The organism is Terrabacter terrae (genome assembly GCF_039529575.1).
GTDB classification, from domain to species: domain Bacteria; phylum Actinomycetota; class Actinomycetes; order Actinomycetales; family Dermatophilaceae; genus Terrabacter; species Terrabacter terrae.
This window is the reverse complement of record NZ_BAAANB010000021.1, coordinates 552,230-571,121: the sequence shown is the minus strand read 5'-3', so window position 1 is coordinate 571,121 and position 18,892 is coordinate 552,230. Positions and strand designations below refer to the sequence as shown.

Genomic DNA, 18,892 nt, shown 5'->3' with positions numbered 1-18,892 from the left:
AGGTCGGGGGCCGTCGGGCCTGGGTCAGGCAGAAGAGTCAGCTGACGCCGTCGCATCCCTGGATCGCGTCGCGCAGGGCCGCAGCCTCGTCCGGAGTCATCTCGACGACGAGCCGGCCGCCGCCCTCGAGAGGCATGCGCAGCACGATGCCGCGGCCCTCCTTGACGACCTCGAGCGGGCCATCGCCGGTCCTCGGCTTCATTGCTGCCATGGTTCCCCTTCCCTAGGAATCCTGGGTCTTTGGCTCCATTATTCCGTGTCTGGTTTGCGAGACCTAATTGGGCGTGTGACGGAGCGCACGGTGGGCGCGTCGCGGGGCCGCCACGCTTCCGGATCGGGGCCGGTTGGGACAGAGTGGCGCCCATGACGCAGACCCCCGACTCGCCCCCTTCCGCTCCACTGGTCGTCGAGGTGGCCGATGGCATCGCCTGGCTGCGGCTCAACCGGCCCGAGGCGATGAACAGCCTCGACAACGCCCTCAAGGACGCCCTCGTCGCGGCCCTCGGCGAGGTAGGCGAGGACCCTGCGGTGCGCTGCGTCGTGCTGACCGGCACCGGCCGGGCGTTCTGCGTCGGCCAGGACCTCAAGGAGCACGTGCGCAGCCTCGGTGACCCCACCTCGACGCTGGCCACGACGGTCACGGACCACTACAACCGGATCGTCCTGGCGCTCTCGACGATGAACAAGCCCGTCGTCGCGGCCCTCAACGGAGTGGCCGCGGGCGCGGGGATGAGCTTCGCGCTGGCGTGCGACTTCCGGCTGGCGTCGGAGCAGGCCGGGCTCAACACCTCCTTCGCGGGCATCGCCCTGTCCTGCGACTCGGGTGCGTCGTGGACGCTCCCCCGGCTGGTCGGCCCGGCACGGGCGAAGGAGCTGCTGATGATGCCGCGCACCGTGTCGGCGCAGGAGGCCCTGGCGATGGGGCTCGTGACCGGGGTCGTGCCCGCCGACGAGCTGGAGGCCGCCGTGACCGAGCTGGCGCGCTCCCTCGCCGACGGGCCGACCCTCGCCTACGGCTCCATCCGCCGCGCCGTGGCGCACTCCGCCGGCACCGACCTCGCCGATGCCCTCGCCAACGAGGCCAAGCTGATGGAGCTGACCGGTCACAGCAGCGACCACCGGGCCGCCGTGGACGCGTTCCTGGCCAAGGAGAAGCCCACCTACACCGGCTCCTGACGACGCACCCCGACGTGCAGCCGGGTGCCTCGCGCGGTCCGAACCGGCACCGGCACGGCGGCCACGCGCCCCGTCCGCGCAGTCGTCCCTACGCCACGTCAGCCCGCGTCCCGGAAGCCGATCGCCCGCTTCACCACGCCACGCAGCGCCCGGTCGGTCTCGGTGATCGGCAGTCGCTCCATGAGCAGGACCCGCGAGGGGAGCGGCTGCGCCCCGAACCTCGACTTGTACTGCGCCAGCCCCGGGGAGTCGCCGGACTCGCCGAAGTCGAAGTGGGTGCTGCCGGCGGCGCAGGCGTCCTCGATCGCGGTGCGGTGCACCAGGAAGTTCGCCCGGACCGGGCCGGCCAGCTCCTTGATCATCGCGCCGTTCGTGTACCGGGCGTTGGTCCCGGAGTAGACGATGTCGCCGGCGACGGCCCGCCCCTCCCACATCGCGAGGTACAGCGAGAAGCTCCCGGGGACGGCGGCGGCGAGAGCCTGCAGCTTGTGCAGCGGATCGCGCTGCCGGGCGCGCCAGCGGGAGAGCAGCAGCGGCTCGTGCTGCTGGGCGGCCCACCGCTCGACGGAGCTCTCGAGCAGCGTGAAGTACTCGGGCAACCGCGCGCCGGTGGTGTCCCGCTCGACGACGACGCCGGACTTCTCGGCCTTGCGCACCGCGGTGCGTGCCGTCCCGGTGAACCGCGTGCGCCAGACGGTATCGAAGCCGCCCTCGAGGTCTAGCACGTGGCACGTCCCCGTCCGGACCTTGGCGCCCGGCAGGTCGGCGGCCGCCCACGTCGGCACGCTGCGGACGCTGGGCCGGACGGAGGTGCGCAGCACCCCGCGTTGCCGGCGCAGGTCGGCCCAGATGGCCACGAGGTCTTCAGGGCGGACGTCATCGGCACTGAGCACCCCGCCGATGCCCCAGCTCGGCGGCAGCGACGCCTGGACCAGCCCGAGGCGCCTGCGGACCAGGGGCAGCACGAGCTGCCGGCCGTCCGGGGCCCGGTAGAGCCGGCTGACGTCGGTGAAGCCGCCCGCCGCGCAGACGCCGTCCACCCATTCCGGGGAGTGGAACGCCTGCGCGAGCGGGTCGGCGGCGAAGGCCTTGCGCCACTCGGGGCGCGGCGCCGGCACGGTCACCTCGTACCCGCTCCCCGCCGCGCGGGTCGTCGGCGTCGCCCTGTGTGCAGTCACGCCGACCACCCTGCCAGCATCGCGGGCCGCGGGTGCCCCATCGGGCCGATGAGGTGCGCAGCTGCACTCCGGAGGCGGCGGGGGCCGGCCGGTTCCGCGGTAGATCGCCCCCTCCTCGGCGAATCGCGCTGGACCATGGCCACACTGGAGGCAGCGCCGTCGGCGGGTTGATTCCGCGGCAGTCGGCGCGCGTCCCGCTGCCGAGGAGATCACGCCGTCCGACAACCCGAAGCACAGCGGGTCGAGGCGGCGGCCGCGGCGCACAGGGGTCACGGCGGGTAGTCGCTCGGGGGGATGAACCGCCACAGGATGTCGGTCCAGTAGTACTCCCCCACCACACAGAGCACCGCGAGCGGCACGAACCGCCACAGCAGCCGCCTCCAGCCGTTGCCGCGGCGGTCCTTCCACCCGGCCCCGAGCATCACGACCAGGACGGGGAAGAGCGGCAGGAGGTAGCGGAAGATGCTGGTGAACGGGTCCAGCACTGCGGCCAGGTAGGCCGGGTAGGCCAGCGTCCAGGTGCGCAGGTCGGCCCGCAGGTTGTGCGCCCACGGACCGGCCACGACCGCGACGAGCAGCAGCGGCATGACGAAGAGCATCACGGGTCCCCAGGTGTCGCCGAAGACGTAGGTCGACATGCCCGCCCACGGCTTGAACGGCTCCACCGTGCCGGACGAGCGCCAGGTCGCCATGGTGTCGGTGTAGGCCGACCGCACCCCGGTGCGCCACCAGGCGATCGCAGGCCACAGCAGCCCCGCGACACCGCAGCCGACGAGCGCGCCGGCCATGGCGGCATACGTCCGCCCGGGAATGGGTCGGGCCCGGCGCCGACGCCAGCGCACCACGACGACGACGAGGGTGACGACCGCGAGCGGGACGGCGATCGGCCGCGAGAGTCCCACCAGCAGCGCCACGACGGTCGCGACCAGCCACCGCTCCCTGGCGAGGGCGTAGAGGTAACCCACGAGCAGGAGCATGGCGAGCGACTCGGTGTAGGCCAGCTGCAGGGTGACGGAGGCGGGAAAGCCGGCCCAGAGCGCGACGACGAGGTAGGCCGCGGGGTCCCCGATGCGCTCGCGCAGCAGCAGGCCCATCAGCACCGCGGCCCCGGCGCCGCAGAGCAGGGCGATCGTGGAGCCGACCGCCGGGAAGTGCAGGCCCGTCAGGGCCATGCCGACGCGGCTCAGCATCGGGAAGAGGGGGTAGAACGCCCAGGCGTTCTGCTGGACGGAGCCGCCCTCGCTCCGGGGCAGGGTGGTGGGATAGCCGTGCTCGGCGATGGTCTGGTACCACTGCCCGTCCCAGAGCGCCGTGAACGGGAAGTAGCTGACGGGCACGTCGTCGCCGCCGGTCATGCCACTCGGCACCTGGTGCTGCATGACGACGAGCAGGATCGTCGTGGAGACGACCCGGGTCAGCGCGTAGACCGCGAGGACCCAGGCGAGGAAGACGCGCCGAGGACGAAGGGTGGGCAGCTCACTCATGGGGGGGTTGGCCGGGCGACTGCTCGCCGCGGAGGACGGCGATCTCCTCGTCCTTCTGGCGCAGCTCGCGCCTGAGGCGGTCGACGACACCGTCGACCTGGCTCATCCGGTAGCCGCGCAGGCCGACGTCGAAGACGAGGTCGTCGAAGTCGCTGTCCCGGATCGGCTCGTCCGGCAGCGGCTCGTGGCTCAGGCTGGAGGTGGGACGACCCATCCCGCCGCCGGCGAGCCCCAGCACCAGCGCCACCAGGAAGCAGAGCACGACGATCCCCACGAGGAGGATGAACCACTTCACGAGTGGTTCTCCTCGTAGGTGCGGATCACCCGGACGGCCTCGTTCGGGTCGTCGGTGAGGACGAGCCGGTCGAGGTCGGAGGGGCTGATCATCCCGTCCTCGAGCACGGTGTCACGCAGCCAGTCGAGCAGGCCCTGCCAGTACGCGACCCCCATCAGCACGACGGGGAACTGGGTGACCTTCTGCGTCTGGGCCAGCGTGACGGCCTCGAAGAGCTCGTCGAGCGTGCCGAAGCCGCCCGGCAGCACGATGAAGCCACGGGAGTACTTGAGGAACATCACCTTGCGGGCGAAGAAGTAGCGGAAGTTGATGCCGAGGTCGACGTACTCGTTGAGGCCCGTCTCGAACGGCAGCTCGATGCCGAGCCCCACCGAGGTGCCGCCCGCCTGGAAGGCACCCTTGTTGGCCGCTTCCATGGCGCCGGGTCCGCCGCCGGTGATCACGGCGTAGCCCGCCTCCGCGAGCAGCCGCCCCACCTCCACCCCCGTCGCGTATGCCGGGTCGTCGGGGAGCGTGCGCGCCGAGCCGAACACGGCGGCCGCGGGCCCGAGCTCGGACAGCGTGCCGAAGCCCTCGACGAACTCCGACTGGATGCGCATGACGCGCCAGGGGTCGGCGTGCAGCCACTCGTTGGGCTGACGCCCCTCGAGCAGGCGCTGGTCGGTCGTCGTCGACGGCACGTTGTGGCCACGCAGGGTCACCGGGCCGGTCTGGCGACGCTTCCCGCGAGGAGCCACCGGGGTGACGGGTGCGGGCTGTGGGTCGGTCGTCACAGCGCCACCTTATGCGCAGTGGTCAGGCGAGCCAGCGCAGCAGCGCGGCCTCCGCGTCGACGTACTGCTCGACCGGGCAGCGCTCGTCGTCCATGTGCGCCAGGTTCGGGTCGCCCGGCCCGAAGTTGACGGCCGGGATGCCGAGGGCCGAGAAGCGGGCGACGTCGGTCCACCCCTCCTTGGCGTTGACCGGGACACCGAGCGCGTCGATGAAGGCCCGGGCCGCCGGCAGGTGCAGGCCGGGTCGCGCGCCGTCGGCGGCATCGGTGCGCGAGACGTCGAACCCGTCGAAGACCTGGCGCACGTGGGCGAACGCCTCCTCGGTGTTCTTGTCGGGCGCGTAGCGGTAGTTGACCGTGACGGTGCACGAGTCGGGCACGACGTTGCCGGCGATGCCGCCGCTGATGCCCACCGCCTGGAGCGCCTCGTGGTAGTCGAGCCCGTCGACGGCGACGGTCTCAGCCTCGTAGGCCGTGAGGCGGGAGAGCACGGCGGCCGCGTCGTGGATCGCGTTGTGCCCCTTCCACGGCCGGGCGGAGTGCGCCGCGATGCCCTTGGTGACGATCTCGACGCGCAGGGTGCCCTTGCAGCCACCCTCGATCCCGCGGTTGGTCGGCTCGAGCAGCACGGCGAAGTCGCCCTCCAGCAGGTGCGGCGCGGTCTCGGCGATGCGGGCCAGCCCGTTGTGGGTCGCCTCGATCTCCTCGCACTCGTAGAAGAGGAAGGTCAGGTCGCGGCTCGGCTCCCTCAGCTCCGCGGCGACGCGGAGCATGACCGCCACCCCGCCCTTCATGTCGACGGTGCCACGCCCCCACAGCTCGCCGTTGACCTGCCGCGTGGGCAGGTTGGGCACGGTCGTGAGCGGCACGGTGTCGATGTGGCCGGCCAGCACGATCCTCTCGGCGCGCCCGAGCGAGGTGCGCGCGACGACGGTGTTGCCGTCTCGCGTGACCTCCAGGTGCTCGAGCGGTCGCAGGGCCGCCTCGATCGCGTCGGCGAGCCGGGCCTCGTCGTGGCTGACCGACTCGATGTCGCAGATGGCCGCCGTCAGCGTCGTGACGTCCTGCGAGAGGTCGAGGGCCGAGCCGGTGGAGTCAGGGCTCCCCCCGACGGCGGTGCCGGCCGCAGTGGTGCCGCCCGCAGTGGTGCCAGGTGCGGCGGTGCCAGGTGCGAAGGTGCCACCTGCGGAGGCGGAGGGCTGGGCGGACTGCGGGCTGGACGGCATACGGGGAAGGCTAGCCGCAGGCCGCCACGGCAGGGCGGCCCGGCACCGTCCGGGCCGTGGGTCGCGTTTCACGGCGGTCACCGCTGCCCCATATCCTTGCCGCCATGTCGGAGCGCAGCGCATGGGGACACGGACTGACGACGATCAGCGACGACGGGCAGGTGCTCGACACGTGGTTCCCACAGCCCGCTCTCGGCACGCCGCCGGCTGACGCGACCGCCCCCACGGGCCTCGCCTCGCTCGCCGGCCAGGACACCGTGCGCCGGGTCCGCACCGAGGTGCGCCTCGTCGAGGTCGACCTCGACGCCGCCCCCGCCGACGCACCCGACGCCTACCTGCGCCTGCACCTGCTCTCGCACTGCCTCGCGGCCCCGAACACCATCAACCTCGACGGCATCTTCGGCGTCCTGCCCAACATCGTGTGGACGAGCCTGGGTGCCTGCCCGGTCGAGGGCTTCGAGCAGACGCGGCTGCGCCTGCGCACCTCCGGCCAGCACGTCTCGGTCCACGGGGTCGACAAGTTCCCGAGGATGACCGACTTCGTCGTGCCCCAGGGCGTCCGCATCGCCGACGCCGACCGCGTCCGTCTGGGCGCACACCTCTCCCCCGGCACCACCGTGATGCACGAGGGCTTCTGCAACTTCAACGCCGGCACGCTCGGCACCTCCATGGTCGAGGGCCGCATCGTGCAGGGGGTCGTCGTCGGTGACGGTTCGGACATCGGCGCCGGTGCCTCCATCATGGGCACCCTCTCGGGCGGCGGCACGGAACGCGTCCGCATCGGCGAACGTTGTCTCGTCGGAGCCAACGGCGGGATCGGCATCGCTCTCGGCGACGACTGCGTCGTCGAGGCCGGGCTCTACGTGACGGCGGGGACCAAGGTGACGCTCCCCGACGGCTCCGTGGTCAAGGCCAGGGAGCTCTCGGGCTCCAGCAACGTCCTGTTCCTCCGCAACAGCGTCACCGGTGCCGTCGAGGCCCGCGACCGCAAGGGGACGGGTATCACCCTCAACGACGCGCTCCACGCGAACGACTGACCGACCCGGCCCCGACCCGGTTCAGACCAGAGCCGGCGACCCCGAAGGACCTCATGCCCACCAACCGCCCCGGCACAGCGGCTGCCCGCTCGCGACAGCGAGTGGCCGTGCGTCGTCGACGTCGCAGGCTGGCCCTCCTGCTCGTGCTCGCGGTCGTCGTGACCGGGGGCTGGTTCGGGGCGCGCCTGCTCGTCCGGAGCGTCGTCAGCCCGCAGTGCACGATCTCCGCGGCCGGCATGAAGGAGACCTTCGACCCGGAGCAGACGGCCAACGCCGCCCTCATCGCGGCCCTGTCGGTCAAGCGCAACATGCCGCCCCGCGCGGCCACGATCGCCCTGACGACCGCCTTCCAGGAGTCCAAGATCCGCAACCTGCGCTTCGGCGACCGTGACTCGCTGGGACTCTTCCAGCAGCGGCCGAGCCAGGGCTGGGGCACCGAGCAGCAGATCCTCGACCCCGTCCACGCGACCAACGCGTTCTACGACGCGCTGACGAGGTACCCGGGCTACGCGACCGCCGACATCACCAAGATCGCCCAGCAGGTCCAGAAGAGCGGCTACCCCGAGGCCTACCGCGACCACGAGGGACAGGGCCGGGTGCTGGCCTCGACGCTCACCGGGCACTCCCCCGCCGGACTCACCTGCCGGCTCGACGCCGTGAAGGGCGCCGCGACACCGCAGCGGGTCGCCCGCGAGCTGGCCGAGCAGATGGGCGTGAGCACCGTCCGCTCCGGGGACGGCTTCCTCACCGTGACGGCCCCGTCCACGACCGCGGCCTGGGCGGTGGCGCAGTGGTCCGTGGCGCGTGCCGACCTCTACGGCGCCACCAAGGTCACGGTCGGCGACCGGGCCTGGCAGCGCGCGTCCGGAGACCAGGGCTGGTCGTCCGGGCGCGACGGCACGACGGTCACCGTCAACCTCGGCTGAGCGGGACGGCATACGCCCACGCGGCCCGGACGCGCGAACGGCCCGCCCCGCGATGCGGGACGGGCCGAGGCGACGTGACTCGCGACGTTGTCGAGGCCGGCGTCAGGCGGGGTAGCTGCGCTCCGGCTCGCCGGTGTAGATCTGGCGCGGGCGGCCGATCTTCGTCTCCGGGTCGTGCATCATCTCGCGCCACTGGGCGATCCAGCCCGGCAGGCGGCCGATGGCGAAGAGGACGGTGAACATCTTCGACTCGAAGCCCATGGCCTTGTAGATCAGGCCGGTGTAGAAGTCGACGTTCGGGTAGAGCTTGCGCTCGACGAAGTAGTCGTCGGCCAGCGCGATCTCCTCGAGTCCCTTGGCGATCTCGAGCAGCGGGTCGTTGTGGCCGAGCTTCTCGAGGATGTCGTCGGCGGCCTTCTTGATGATCGCCGCGCGCGGGTCGTAGTTCTTGTAGACGCGGTGCCCGAAGCCCATGAGGCGGACACCATCCTCCTTGTTCTTGACCTTCTCCATGAACTTCTTCGGGTCGTCGCCCGACTCGTGGAGCTTGCCCAGCATCTCGAGGACGGCCTGGTTGGCGCCACCGTGCAGCGGGCCGGACAGGGCGTGGATGCCGGCGGACACCGAGTTGAACAGGTTGGCGTGGGCCGAGCCGACGAGGCGCACCGTGGAGGTGGAGCAGTTCTGCTCGTGGTCCGCGTGCAGGATGAAGAGCAGGTCGAGGGCCTTGGCGACGGTCGGGTCGACCTCGTAGGGCTCGACCGGGTAGCCGAACGTCATGCGCAGGAAGTTCTCGACGAACGACAGCGAGTTGTCGGGGTACATGTACGGCTGGCCGACGCTCTTCTTGTGCGCCATGGCCGCGATGGTCGGCAGCTTCGCGAGGAGGCGGACGGTCGAGATCTCGACCTGCTCCTGGTCGAAGGGGTCGAGGCTGTCCTGGTAGAAGGTGCCGAGCGCCGAGACGGCCGAGCTGAGCACCGGCATCGGGTGGGCGTCGCGCGGGAAGCCGTTGAAGAACGCGCGGAGGTCCTCGTGCAGCATCGTGTGCCGCCGGATGGAGTCCTCGAAGCGCGTGAGCTCCTCGGGGGTCGGCAGCTCGCCGTAGATGAGCAGGTAGGCGACCTCGACGAACGTCGACTTCTCCGCCAGCTCGGCGATCGGGTAGCCGCGGTAGCGCAGGATGCCCTGGTCACCGTCGATGTAGGTGATGGCGCTCTTGCACGAGGCGGTGTTGACGAAGCCGACGTCGTAGGTGACGAGGCCGGTCTCCTTCAGCAGGGACCCCACCCCGAGCCCGTCATTGCCCTCGACCGCACCGACACCCGGGAAGGTGAGTTCCTTGTCTGCGACCCTGAGTGTCGCGTCCACTGCCTTCGTCACTGTTCCTCGCCTCCTGTAGCTCCGGCGCAACCGGCGCCGGACATATCCGCGAGCGACGTTACCCCAGCGTCAGTCCGGGGTCGAAACAGGCCCTTTCACCGCAGCCGGGACGACGGGGCAGATTTCGTCGCCCCTCCCCGCGCGTCAGAGACGGGAGCAGGCGGCCGCGATGCGCTCGTCGGTGGCGGTGAGCGCGATGCGCACGTGGCGCTGCCCCGCCGCGCCGTAGAACGAGCCCGGGGCGACGAGGATGCCGCGGTCGGCGAGCTCGGACACCGTTGTCCAGCAGTCCTCCCCGCCGGTGGCCCACAGGTAGAGGCCGGCCTCGGAGTGCTCGACACGCAGACCCGCTCGCGTCACCGCCGCGAGCAGCTGCTCTCGCCTGCGGGCGTATGCCGTCCGCTGCGTCTCGACGTGCGCGTCGTCCCGAAGGGCCACCGCCATGGCGTGCTGGACCGGGGTCGGCATGATCATCCCGGCGTGCTTGCGCACCGCGAGGACGGCCGCGACGAGCGCCGGGTCACCGGCGACGAAGGCGGCGCGGTAGCCGGCGAGGTTGGACTGCTTGGACAGCGAGTAGACGGCCAGCAGGCCCTCGTGCGAGCCGTCGCAGACGTCGGGGTGCAGGATGCTCGGCGTCGACGTGCCGACCTGTCCCTCGCGCCAGTCGAGCTCGGCGTAGCACTCGTCGCTGGCCACGACGACGCCGTGCTGGCGCGCCCAGGACACGACCTTGCGTAGGTGCTCGACGCCGAGCACCTGGCCGTTGGGGTTGCCGGGACTGTTGACCCACAACAGCTTCGGGGTGGTGGCGGCCGTCAGCGGGCCGAGGCTGGTCAGCGACTGGGCCACCACGCTGCCGGCGCCGGCGATGCGCGCACCGATGTCGTAGGTCGGGTAGGCGACAGCCGGGATGCCCACCACGTCGCCGGCACCGAGGCCGAGCAGCGTCGGCAGCCAGGCGACCAGCTCCTTGCTGCCGATCGTCGGCAGGACGGCGTCGAGGCCGAGCCCCGGCACGCCGCGACGGCGCTCGAACCACTCGCAGATCGCGGCGCGCAGGTCGGCGGTGCCGACGGTCAGCGGGTAGCCGGGGGCGTCGGCCGCCTCGGCCAGCGCACGGCGTACGACCTCGGGCGTCGGGTCGACGGGGGTGCCGACCGACAGGTCGACGATGCCCTCCGGATGCGCGACCGCTCGCGCCTTGTAGGGCGCGAGCGAGTCCCAGGGGAAGTCAGGAAGGTCGAGCGGGGTGATCACTCGTCGTGTTCCTGAGGCGGCAGTGCCTCGATGAGCGGGTGGTCCTTGTCGATGACACCGAGCTTGGCGGCGCCGCCGGGGCTGCCGAGGTCGTTGAAGAACTCGACGTTGGCGTTGTAGTAGTCCGCCCACTGCTCGGGGACGTCGTCCTCGTAGTAGATCGCCTCGACCGGGCAGACCGGCTCGCAGGCGCCACAGTCGACGCACTCGTCGGGGTGGATGTAGAGCGACCGCTTGCCCTCGTAGATGCAGTCGACCGGACACTCCTCGATGCAGGCACGGTCCTTCAGGTCGACGCATGGCTGGGCGATGACGTAGGTCATGGGTAGCGGGCCTCCTGCTGTGGACCGTTCGGGAGCGGATGCTGCACCACCTAGTATGCCGGACATGACTGGCGATCCCACGCACGGCCCCGCGGACGAGACCGCCTCGACGGGCACCCCGCAGGCCGCCGGGGAGAGCCGCCCCGGCGCCCCCTCGGGCGGTGGCGCCGCCGGCGCCCAGGACACCGAGGGCCACCGTGCCAGCGCCGGGCTCACCGTCGGCGGCCGTGTCGTCGTGCGCTACCGGCTCGAGGGCGCCGGGGCCTCCGCCACCGACTTCCTGGGCGAGCTCGTCGCCCGCAACGACGACTTCCTGGTCGTCGACACCAGGAGCGAGCGGGTGAAGCTCATCCGGGCCGACGTCATCGCGGCCAAGGACGTCCCTCCCCCCGCGAGCCGCCCGGGCCGGGCGCACGAGCGGGTCTCGGCCGACGACCTCGAGAAGCTCATGGCCGGGGGCTGGCAAGCCCTCGACCGCGGCGGCCTCGGCGACTGGGTGCTGCGGGCCTCGGAAGGGTTCACCGGTCGGGCCAACTCCGCCCTGGTCGTCGGCGACCCGAGCCTGCCGCTGGACAAGGCGATCGACTTCGTCGAGCGGTGGTATGCCGAGCGCGGGCTCCCGCCGATGTTCCAGGTCCACGGGCAGCCCGGGTTCGAGATCTCCTCGGATCCCACCGCCGCCGTCCTGCTCGACCGCGGCTACACCCCGGGCGGCGGCCGGCCGCAGTGGGAGCGGGTGCTCGTCATGACCGGACTGTCGGCCGCGGTGGCACCGCTCACGCAGGAGTCGGTCCCCGTCACGGCGGACGCCGAGCTGCAGCTCGAGTGGCTGATGGCCTACGGCGAGCAGCGCTCGATCGTCCCGGGCGCGACCGAGGCCGTGCTGACCGGTAGCGAGGGACAGCTGTTCCTCTCGGTCCGCGATCCCGGCAGCCGCCGGATCACCGCGCTGGCCCGCATGGCGATCCACCCCGGGTGGGCGGGCGTCTTCGGCCTCTGGGTCCACCCGGACCACCGTCACGAAGGTCTGGGCTCGACTCTCGTGTCAGCGGTCGCGATGGTCGCGCGGGAGAACAACATGCCCGCCATCTACCTGCAGGTCTCCGCCGACAACGCCGAGGGCGTGGCCTTCTGGGAGGGCCTCGGCTTCACGGTGCACCACGAGTACACCTACCTGGTGCGCCCGGTCTCCTGACGGGCGCTCACGGCGGCGTCGCCTTCGGGTTGGTGCAGACGATGTGGTCCTCCGGGACGTAGTGCGTGGTCACCGGCTCGCTCCGGACCAGCTCCGGTGAGCCGGGACGACGCCACTCGCGGGTCACCGTCACGTCGAAGCCGGGGTTGGGCTGCTGTGGGTAGCACTTCAGACTGTTGCTGCGAATCGTCTTGGGCGGCAAGACATTTCGCCGCGGACCCTTGACCGAGGCGATGTCCCAGGTCTTGGTGCTCCACACCCGCCCGTGGACGAAGCCGCCCTCGACCCAGGTCTGCAGCAGCATCCCGTGCGGGGTGTCGTTCTTCCATTTGTTGTCGATCGACGGCCAGTAGACCGTGGCCTCGCGGCCCTCGGGGTAGCGCGGGATGAAGAAGGCGTGCGGGCTGAACTCCAGGAAGCGCGCCCCCGCGAAGTACGCGACGTTGTAGACCACGGTGGACACCTGGCTGATCCCGCCGCCGGTCCCCCGAGTGAGGCGCCCGTCGATGATGACGGTGCCGTCGGCATACCCCTTGTCCTCGGTGCGCTCGCCGAGGATGCCGTTGAGGCTGAAGGTCCCTCCCGGCGGCACGTAGGTGCCGTTGAGGCGGCTAGTCGCGACGACGAGGTTCTTGGTCCGGGTCGGGTCGTTCGTCGGGAACGGCGAGCGGAAGTCGGCGACGAGGGTGGTGACGCCTGCCTTCTGCGCGTCCGCCGTGGTGAAGGGTGGCTGCGCCACGGACGGCCTCGTGTCGACGGTGCGGTCGTCGCTGGAGATGGCGGCCACCACGCGCTTGGCGAGGGCGTCCTCGTCGATGACCAGGCCGTCGACCGAGGGCACGAGCTTGGGCTTGCCGTTGTTCGGCTCGAAGACCCAGCCGGCGCTGCTCGCCGCCCGTGTCGACACCTTGACCCTGCCGGCGACCAGCCGCGCGAGACCCCGCTCGTCGAAGTGGGGGACGAGCCCACCGGACGGGTCCGGGACGACTGAGACCAGCGGGGCGTAGTCGGCCGGTGGGAGCAGGACCTTCGTCGCTCCGGACACGAGGGTGAGGGGCCGGGACATCGCGGTGCTGCCGAACTGCGCAGCGACCCGCTGGACGGTGTCGGCGTCGATGCGGGGCTGCGTCTCGCGCAGTGCGGCCGTGGCCGAGGTCGAGTCGGGGAACGCCCTGCGCAGCGCCAGCTTGGTGCCGGCGATGTCGAGGGTGTGCCCCGGCTCGGGCAGGTCGACCGACAGGGAGCCGCCCGGGAAGGAGACCCGACCCTCGACGGGCGCGACCGCCAGGCCCGGGGCCAGCCGCTCCAGGTAGGCCGTCAGCGCGTCGTCGTCCGCCCTCGTCAGCAGCGGCGCCCGGACCGTCCCGGTGAGCTTGCCCCAGATGACCCTCGGGTCGAGCGTGAAGCCGACGAGCCCGTCGAGCGAACGGTCCAGGTCCACGCCCAGGCCCGCGTCCTGGGGGACGACCTGGACCGTATCGGGCCGCCCCGGCACGGTGAGCGCGATGGGCGTGGCCAGCAGCGAGTGGGACCCCCGCGTGATCGCCGATCGCGCCGCTTCGGGGGTCATGCCGCCGACCTGGATGCCGCCGATCGACACCGTGGCGGGCGCGTGCTGCGCCGACCAGGCGCACAGTCCGGCATACCCACCGCCGAGGACCACGACCGCCACGAGCAGGCGCAGGGCGGTCGAGCGCCGTTCGCGGCGTGGGTCGTCGTGCCAGTCGTCGGACATGCGGCTCTCCGTGCGGGGGTGCAGATGGCACGAAGGTAACGGCTCGGGGGGCCGAATCCGCAGAGGCGGCCACCGTCGGAGGCCGGGTGTCGCCCGAGCCGCGCGCCGGCCCCGGTCAGTCGAGCAGCTCCCTCCCCCGCCTGCCGGTCGGCTGCCACGTCCGGGGGTCGACCTGGCGGAAGCCCTCGCGAGCGGTGGTCCGCGCGGCCACGAGGTTCGAGAGGGCGTGGACCTCCTCGCTGGCGACGATGACCTGCGTGGCGTGCGCACGCAGCGCGTCGTTCTGGACGGCCCGGGCGGCCTCGTCCGCGACCACGTGGGTCACGAGGTGGTCGTCGACGACGGAGGGCGGGAACGGGTCTCCGTCTGCAGGGACGACCAGGGTCGGCGCCTCGGGCGAGCCGTCGCCGAGGTCCTGCTCGTCCCACCACCGGCTCGGGTCGAGCAGCGCCGGGTCCGCGGCCCGGAGCCACGCCCGGTCCTCGCGCGCCCAGCCGCGCGGCGTGAGGATCTCGTAGGTGCGGCGCGGCAGCTCCGGCTCCTCGAGCAGCTGCAGGGCCCGGCGTGTGGCCCGGTGGGTCTGGATGTGGTCGGGGTGCCCGTAGCCGCCGTGCTCGTCGTAGGTGACGACGACGTCGGGCCGCAGCCGACGCACCACGTCGGCGACGAGGGCGCCCACCTCGTCGAGCTCGGCGGCGGCGAATGCCTCGGGTCGGGCCGCTGCCGGAGATCCCGCCATGCCCGAGTCCCGGTAGCGCGAGAGCCGTCCGCAGGCCGGGTCGGCCCCCAGCACGTGCATGACGGCGCCGATGCGCGACAGGGCCTGGGTCAGCTCACCGTGCCGGAAGGGCGCGAGCCGGTCGGCGGGGTCGCCCTCGAGGTGCGCCAGACCGGGCGGGATGACCTCGCCCTCCTCACCCAGCGTGCAGGTGAGGACGTGGACCTCGTCGCCGCGGGCCACGTGGTGGGCCATCGCGATGCCGCAGGTCAGGGTCTCGTCGTCGGGGTGGGCGTGCACGAAGAGCAGGCTCGGCACGAGGGTCCTCTCGGGTCGGGGAGGTCAGCGCAGTCGGCTCGACGCACTGGGCGTCGGCACCGTCAGCGGACGGAGACGGTGGCCAGGTCGACGATGCCACCGACGGCGTGGTCCTCGTAGGAGGTGATGCCGGAGCCGTGCAGGTAGAGCGCCTTGGTCGCCGAGAGCGCGAGGTAGCCGCCCTTGTCGCGGATGGCCCGGTCGGCCTGCGCCCAGACGGCGGCTCGCGCCCGCGGGTCGGCGGTGGCGTCGGCCTTGTCGAAGAGCGCGTCGACCGAGTCGTCGCTGAAGTAGCCGACGTCCTGTCCGGGCCCGGACGAGTCGAGGTTGATGCGGGGGTCGAACAGTGCCGGGAGCACGCTGCCGGCCGAGGGCCAGTCGGGGGTCCACGCACCGCGGAAGAGGTCGTAGGAGTCCACGGACGTCGGCTTCTCGATCGTCTCGTAGTACTCCTCCGGCGCGACGCCGGTCAGCTCGACCTCGAAGCCGGCGCGCTCCCACCCGGCGGCCAGGGACGCGTATGCCTTGTCGCCGAGGACCGAGCGCGCGTAGACCACGCGCAGTCGCACGGGCAACGTGACGCCGGCCTGCTGGAGCACCCGGCGCGCGGCCTCGGGGTCCCCCTCGACGCTCGCACCGGGCGGGACGTCGACCGAGCGCGGGTCGACCGCGGGCGACAGGAGCGACCACGTCGGGGTCCCGGCACCCTCGCCGCCCGTCGCGGTCGCGTACGTCGCGCGGTTGGTGGAGAGCTCCAGCGCCTTGCGCACGGCTGGCTTCGCCATCACCTTGCTGCGCATGTTGACGGCGAGGTAGTCGACGTTGCCGGTGAAGGGGAAGGTCAGGCGGGCCTGGAGCGCCGTGCCGGCCTGGTTGCGCAGCGTGGGGCTGGCCTGCACCCACGAGACGGCGTAGGCGTCGTCGTCCTGCTGGTTTAGCAGCCGCTGGATGACGGCGGACTCCCCCAGCCCGGAGCTGACGTGGATGGTGTCGGGGTATGCCTGCCGGATCGGGTCGGTGCGGCGGTCCCAGTGCTCGTTGCGCACGAACGTGCCGCCCTGCCCGACGACCCACGCGCCCTGGAGGCGGTAGGGCCCGCTCGACATGACGGCATACGACGCCTTGCCGTCGGTCTTCGTGTCGGCGGAGGCCCGGCGCGGCGCGAACTCCGGCAGGGCCACGATGTGCGGGAAGTCGGGCTCGGCGTCGCGCAGCCGGAAGATGACGGTGCGCCCGGAGCACGACACGGCCCGGTCGAAGTCCCGCTGGTGCGCCGTGTCGCCCGGGCCTGCGTACACCGGCTTCTCGACGCCCTCGGGCGTCACCGTCGTGGGCATGGCCAGCAGGTAGCTGGCGTAGTTGGTGCCGTTGACGTGGGTGCGCCGGTCGAAGGTGCGCGCGACGCCGTGGCGCACGTCCTCGCACGTGATCGGCGAGCCGTCCTGCCAGGTGACGCCCGGGCGCAGGGTGAAGGCCCACGTGCGGCCCCCGTCGGAGGCGGTGCCGGTGTCGGTCGCGAGGTCGGCCCGGATGTCGCGCTGGTGCGCTCCCGTGCCGTATGCCGTGAGCCCCCGCGCGAAGGTGCGCTGGGCGAAGAAGGCCTCGGGGCCCACGTACATCTGCTGCGGGTCCCACGTCGCGATGTCGCCCGAGACGAGGACCTGCAGCGCGCCACCCCGCTGGGGCTGCCCCGCCGCGGACGGCGGGGCGGTGCCCACGGGTTGCGACGCCGACGAGGGCCCCGACGTGGACGAGCAGGCCGCGACGCCCGCCGCCAGCAGGGCAGCCCCGACCGCGGCGGTCAGCGACCGCCCGACCTTCTGCGCGACGCAGCGACCAGCACCCCGTCCCACGACAGGCACGGGTCGGTCAGCCTTCGGCCTTGGCCGCCGACCGCGCCCGAGACGCCGTGCGGGCGCGCTCGCCCGCATCGAGGACGACCTTGCGGATGCGGACCGACTCGGGCGTCACCTCGACGCACTCGTCCTCGCGGCAGAACTCGAGGCTCTGCTCGAGGCTGAGCTTGCGCGGCGGCACGATCTTCTCGAAGTTGTCCGAGGAGGAGGCGCGCACGTTGGTGAGCTTCTTCTCCTTGGTGATGTTGACGTCCATGTCGTCGGCCCGCGAGTTCTCGCCGACGATCATGCCCTCGTAGACCTCGGTGGTGGGCTCGACGAAGAGCACGCCGCGCTCCTGGAGGTTGACCATCGCGTACGAGGTGACGACGCCCTTGCGGTCCGAGACCAGCGAGCCGCTCGTGCGGGTCGTGATGGTGCCGAACCACGGCTCGTAGTCCTCGAACACGTGGTGGGCGATGCCCGTGCCGCGCGTCTCGGTGAGGAACTCGGTGCGGAAGCCGATGAGGCCACGGCTCGGCACGAGGAACTCCATGCGGATCCAGCCGGTGCCGTGGTTGGTCATCTGCTCCATGCGGCCCTTGCGGGCGGCCATGATCTGCGTGATCGCGCCGAGGAACTCCTCGGGGGTGTCGATGGTGAGGCGCTCGACCGGCTCGTGCACCTTGCCCTCGACCTCGCGCGTGACGACCTGGGGCTTGCCCACGGTCAGCTCGTAGCCCTCGCGGCGCATCTGCTCGACGAGGATCGCGAGCGCCAGCTCGCCACGGCCCTGGACCTCCCAGGCGTCGGGACGCTCGGTCGGCAGGATGCGCAGCGACACGTTGCCGATGAGCTCCTTGTCGAGGCGGTCCTTGACCATGCGGGCCGTCACCTTCGAGCCGCGGACCTTGCCGACCATCGGGCTCGTGTTGGTCCCGATGGTCATCGAGATCGCCGGCTCGTCGACAGTGATGAGCGGCAGCGGGACGGGGTTCTCGGGGTCGGCGAGGGTCTCGCCGATGGTGATGTCCGGGATGCCGGCGACGGCGATGATGTCGCCGGGGCGGGCCTCCTCGGCCGGCTTGCGCTCGAGGGCCTCGGTCATGAGCAGCTCGGTGATCTTCACGCGCTGCTGGGAGCCGTCGTGGCGGCACCACATGACCTGCTGGCCCTTCTTGATCGTGCCGTTGAAGACACGGAGCAGGGCGAGGCGGCCGAGGAAGTTCGACGCGTCGAGGTTCGTGACGTGCGCCTGCAGCGGTGCCTCGTCGTCGTACGTCGGGGCCGGGATGGTCTCGAGGATCGTCTCGAAGAGGGCCTCGAGGTCCTCGCCGGCGGGCAGGCCGCCGTTGTCGGGGCGCTCGAGCGAGGCACGGCCGGCCTTGGCCGACGCGTAGACGATCGGGAAGTCGATCTGCTCCTCGGTGGCCTCGAGGTCGAGGAAGAGCTCGTACGCCTCGTCGACGACCTCGGCGATGCGCGAGTCGGGGCGGTCGACCTTGTTGATGCACAGGATGACCGGCATCTTGGCGGCGAGCGCCTTGCGCAGCACGAAGCGGGTCTGCGGGAGCGGGCCCTCGGACGCGTCGACGAGGAGCACGACGCCGTCGACCATGGACAGGCCGCGCTCGACCTCGCCACCGAAGTCCGCGTGACCCGGGGTGTCGATGATGTTGATGGTGACGCCGTCGGCCAGACCACGGTCGGTGGCGGCCTTGCCCGTGTAGTGCACCGCGGTGTTCTTGGCGAGGATCGTGATGCCCTTCTCACGCTCCAGGTCGCCGGAGTCCATCGCACGCTCGTCGACGTGCTGGTGCTCGCCGAACGCGCCGGACTGCCAGAGCATCTTGTCGACGAGGGTGGTCTTGCCGTGGTCGACGTGGGCGACGATGGCGACGTTGCGGATGTCCGCGCGGGTCTTCATGGGCATGAGGAACAGTCTCTCAGGGTTTCGAGGGTGCTTCCGACCACGTCGTCGTGGGGTGGTTCAGGGGTGGTTGAGGGGTGGTTCAGGGGTGGTTCAGGGCT

At 71.8% G+C, this 18,892-nt stretch carries 17 protein-coding genes; 4 read left to right on the top strand and 13 right to left on the bottom strand.

The window, feature by feature from the left end; all coding sequences use genetic code 11:
- Positions 1 to 37: 37 nt before the first annotated feature.
- The gene (locus ABD194_RS12790) at positions 38 to 211 is read right to left on the bottom strand and encodes a DUF3117 domain-containing protein (RefSeq protein ID WP_076262632.1); all 174 of its coding nucleotides are present in this window, start codon (positions 209 to 211) and stop codon (positions 38 to 40) included.
- A 152-nt stretch (positions 212 to 363) separates the two neighbouring features.
- On the opposite strand from ABD194_RS12790, the gene ABD194_RS12785 reads away from it, so the two are divergent.
- Entirely contained in the window at positions 364 to 1,176 is an 813-nt protein-coding gene (locus tag ABD194_RS12785) for an enoyl-CoA hydratase/isomerase family protein (RefSeq protein WP_343991883.1), read from the top strand.
- Positions 1,177 to 1,274: 98 nt separating this feature from the next.
- Here the strand turns inward: ABD194_RS12785 and ABD194_RS12780 are convergent, their stop codons facing one another.
- The 5 genes from ABD194_RS12780 to dapE all read right to left on the bottom strand — a co-directional run bounded on the left by ABD194_RS12780 (position 1,275) and on the right by dapE (position 6,131).
- Positions 1,275 to 2,354, bottom strand: coding sequence for a GNAT family N-acetyltransferase (locus ABD194_RS12780; protein ID WP_343991881.1), 1,080 nt, complete (start codon positions 2,352 to 2,354; stop codon positions 1,275 to 1,277).
- 269 nt (positions 2,355 to 2,623) lie between these two features.
- Entirely contained in the window at positions 2,624 to 3,838 is a 1,215-nt protein-coding gene (locus ABD194_RS12775; RefSeq protein ID WP_343991879.1) for a hypothetical protein, read from the bottom strand.
- Positions 3,831 to 4,133 carry a hypothetical protein gene (locus ABD194_RS12770; protein ID WP_343991876.1) on the bottom strand — a complete coding sequence of 101 codons (303 nt, stop codon included), beginning with the start codon at positions 4,131 to 4,133 and terminating at the stop codon, positions 3,831 to 3,833. The genes ABD194_RS12775 and ABD194_RS12770 overlap by 8 nt, the downstream gene beginning before the upstream one ends.
- Positions 4,130 to 4,906 carry an LOG family protein gene (locus ABD194_RS12765; protein WP_425579985.1) on the bottom strand — a complete coding sequence of 259 codons (777 nt, stop codon included), beginning with the start codon at positions 4,904 to 4,906 and terminating at the stop codon, positions 4,130 to 4,132. The genes ABD194_RS12770 and ABD194_RS12765 overlap by 4 nt, the downstream gene beginning before the upstream one ends.
- A gap of 22 nt (positions 4,907 to 4,928) precedes the next feature.
- Positions 4,929 to 6,131: a succinyl-diaminopimelate desuccinylase gene (dapE, locus tag ABD194_RS12760; RefSeq protein WP_343991874.1), complete on the bottom strand. Its 1,203-nt coding sequence runs from the start codon at positions 6,129 to 6,131 to the stop codon at positions 4,929 to 4,931.
- Positions 6,132 to 6,235: 104 nt separating this feature from the next.
- Here dapE and dapD point away from each other — a divergent pair, with 104 nt between their 5' ends.
- Both dapD and ABD194_RS12750 read left to right on the top strand, forming a co-directional pair.
- A complete protein-coding gene (dapD, locus tag ABD194_RS12755; protein ID WP_343991872.1) occupies positions 6,236 to 7,168 on the top strand; it encodes a 2,3,4,5-tetrahydropyridine-2,6-dicarboxylate N-succinyltransferase in 933 nt (310 codons plus the stop codon).
- 53 nt (positions 7,169 to 7,221) lie between these two features.
- Positions 7,222 to 8,094, top strand: a complete 873-nt coding sequence (locus tag ABD194_RS12750; protein ID WP_343991870.1) for a hypothetical protein — start codon at positions 7,222 to 7,224, stop codon at positions 8,092 to 8,094.
- A gap of 102 nt (positions 8,095 to 8,196) precedes the next feature.
- Here the strand turns inward: ABD194_RS12750 and ABD194_RS12745 are convergent, their stop codons facing one another.
- The 3 genes from ABD194_RS12745 to fdxA form a co-directional block, all read right to left on the bottom strand.
- A complete protein-coding gene (locus ABD194_RS12745; protein ID WP_343991868.1) occupies positions 8,197 to 9,477 on the bottom strand; it encodes a citrate synthase in 1,281 nt (426 codons plus the stop codon).
- Positions 9,478 to 9,621: 144 nt separating this feature from the next.
- Complete coding sequence (gene dapC, locus ABD194_RS12740) at positions 9,622 to 10,737, bottom strand: succinyldiaminopimelate transaminase (protein ID WP_343991866.1); 1,116 nt, start codon at positions 10,735 to 10,737, stop codon at positions 9,622 to 9,624.
- Positions 10,734 to 11,060: a ferredoxin gene (gene fdxA / locus ABD194_RS12735; RefSeq protein ID WP_020143133.1), complete on the bottom strand. Its 327-nt coding sequence runs from the start codon at positions 11,058 to 11,060 to the stop codon at positions 10,734 to 10,736. The genes dapC and fdxA overlap by 4 nt, the downstream gene beginning before the upstream one ends.
- 64 nt (positions 11,061 to 11,124) lie before the next feature.
- Here fdxA and ABD194_RS12730 point away from each other — a divergent pair, with 64 nt between their 5' ends.
- On the top strand, positions 11,125 to 12,255 hold the full coding sequence (locus ABD194_RS12730) for a GNAT family N-acetyltransferase (RefSeq protein ID WP_343991860.1): 1,131 nt from the start codon (positions 11,125 to 11,127) through the stop codon (positions 12,253 to 12,255).
- 7 nt (positions 12,256 to 12,262) lie between these two features.
- Here ABD194_RS12730 and ABD194_RS12725 read toward each other — a convergent pair whose 3' ends face one another.
- The 4 genes from ABD194_RS12725 to typA all read right to left on the bottom strand — a co-directional run bounded on the left by ABD194_RS12725 (position 12,263) and on the right by typA (position 18,794).
- A complete protein-coding gene (locus tag ABD194_RS12725) occupies positions 12,263 to 13,990 on the bottom strand; it encodes a VanW family protein (RefSeq protein WP_343991858.1) in 1,728 nt (575 codons plus the stop codon).
- A gap of 115 nt (positions 13,991 to 14,105) precedes the next feature.
- Complete coding sequence (gene mshB / locus ABD194_RS12720; RefSeq protein WP_343991856.1) at positions 14,106 to 15,026, bottom strand: N-acetyl-1-D-myo-inositol-2-amino-2-deoxy-alpha-D-glucopyranoside deacetylase; 921 nt, start codon at positions 15,024 to 15,026, stop codon at positions 14,106 to 14,108.
- A 62-nt stretch (positions 15,027 to 15,088) separates the two neighbouring features.
- The gene (locus tag ABD194_RS12715) at positions 15,089 to 16,888 is read right to left on the bottom strand and encodes an ABC transporter substrate-binding protein (RefSeq protein WP_343991854.1); all 1,800 of its coding nucleotides are present in this window, start codon (positions 16,886 to 16,888) and stop codon (positions 15,089 to 15,091) included.
- A 7-nt stretch (positions 16,889 to 16,895) separates the two neighbouring features.
- A complete protein-coding gene (gene typA / locus ABD194_RS12710) occupies positions 16,896 to 18,794 on the bottom strand; it encodes a translational GTPase TypA (RefSeq protein WP_343991852.1) in 1,899 nt (632 codons plus the stop codon).
- Positions 18,795 to 18,892: the final 98 nt, after the last annotated feature.

What these genes read in the sequence shown, in the direction of transcription:
- ABD194_RS12790 (WP_076262632.1), bottom strand. Translation starts at nt 211, where the DNA reads ATGGCAGCAATGAAGCCGAGGACCGGCGATGGCCCGCTCGAGGTCGTC.
- ABD194_RS12785 (WP_343991883.1), top strand. Translation starts at nt 364, where the DNA reads ATGACGCAGACCCCCGACTCGCCCCCTTCCGCTCCACTGGTCGTCGAG.
- ABD194_RS12775 (WP_343991879.1), bottom strand. Translation starts at nt 3,838, where the DNA reads ATGAGTGAGCTGCCCACCCTTCGTCCTCGGCGCGTCTTCCTCGCCTGG.
- dapE (WP_343991874.1), bottom strand. Translation starts at nt 6,131, where the DNA reads ATGCCGTCCAGCCCGCAGTCCGCCCAGCCCTCCGCCTCCGCAGGTGGC.
- dapD (WP_343991872.1), top strand. Translation starts at nt 6,236, where the DNA reads ATGTCGGAGCGCAGCGCATGGGGACACGGACTGACGACGATCAGCGAC.
- ABD194_RS12750 (WP_343991870.1), top strand. Translation starts at nt 7,222, where the DNA reads ATGCCCACCAACCGCCCCGGCACAGCGGCTGCCCGCTCGCGACAGCGA.
- fdxA (WP_020143133.1), bottom strand. Translation starts at nt 11,060, where the DNA reads ATGACCTACGTCATCGCCCAGCCATGCGTCGACCTGAAGGACCGTGCC.
- ABD194_RS12730 (WP_343991860.1), top strand. Translation starts at nt 11,125, where the DNA reads ATGACTGGCGATCCCACGCACGGCCCCGCGGACGAGACCGCCTCGACG.
- ABD194_RS12725 (WP_343991858.1), bottom strand. Translation starts at nt 13,990, where the DNA reads ATGTCCGACGACTGGCACGACGACCCACGCCGCGAACGGCGCTCGACC.
- typA (WP_343991852.1), bottom strand. Translation starts at nt 18,794, where the DNA reads ATGCCCATGAAGACCCGCGCGGACATCCGCAACGTCGCCATCGTCGCC.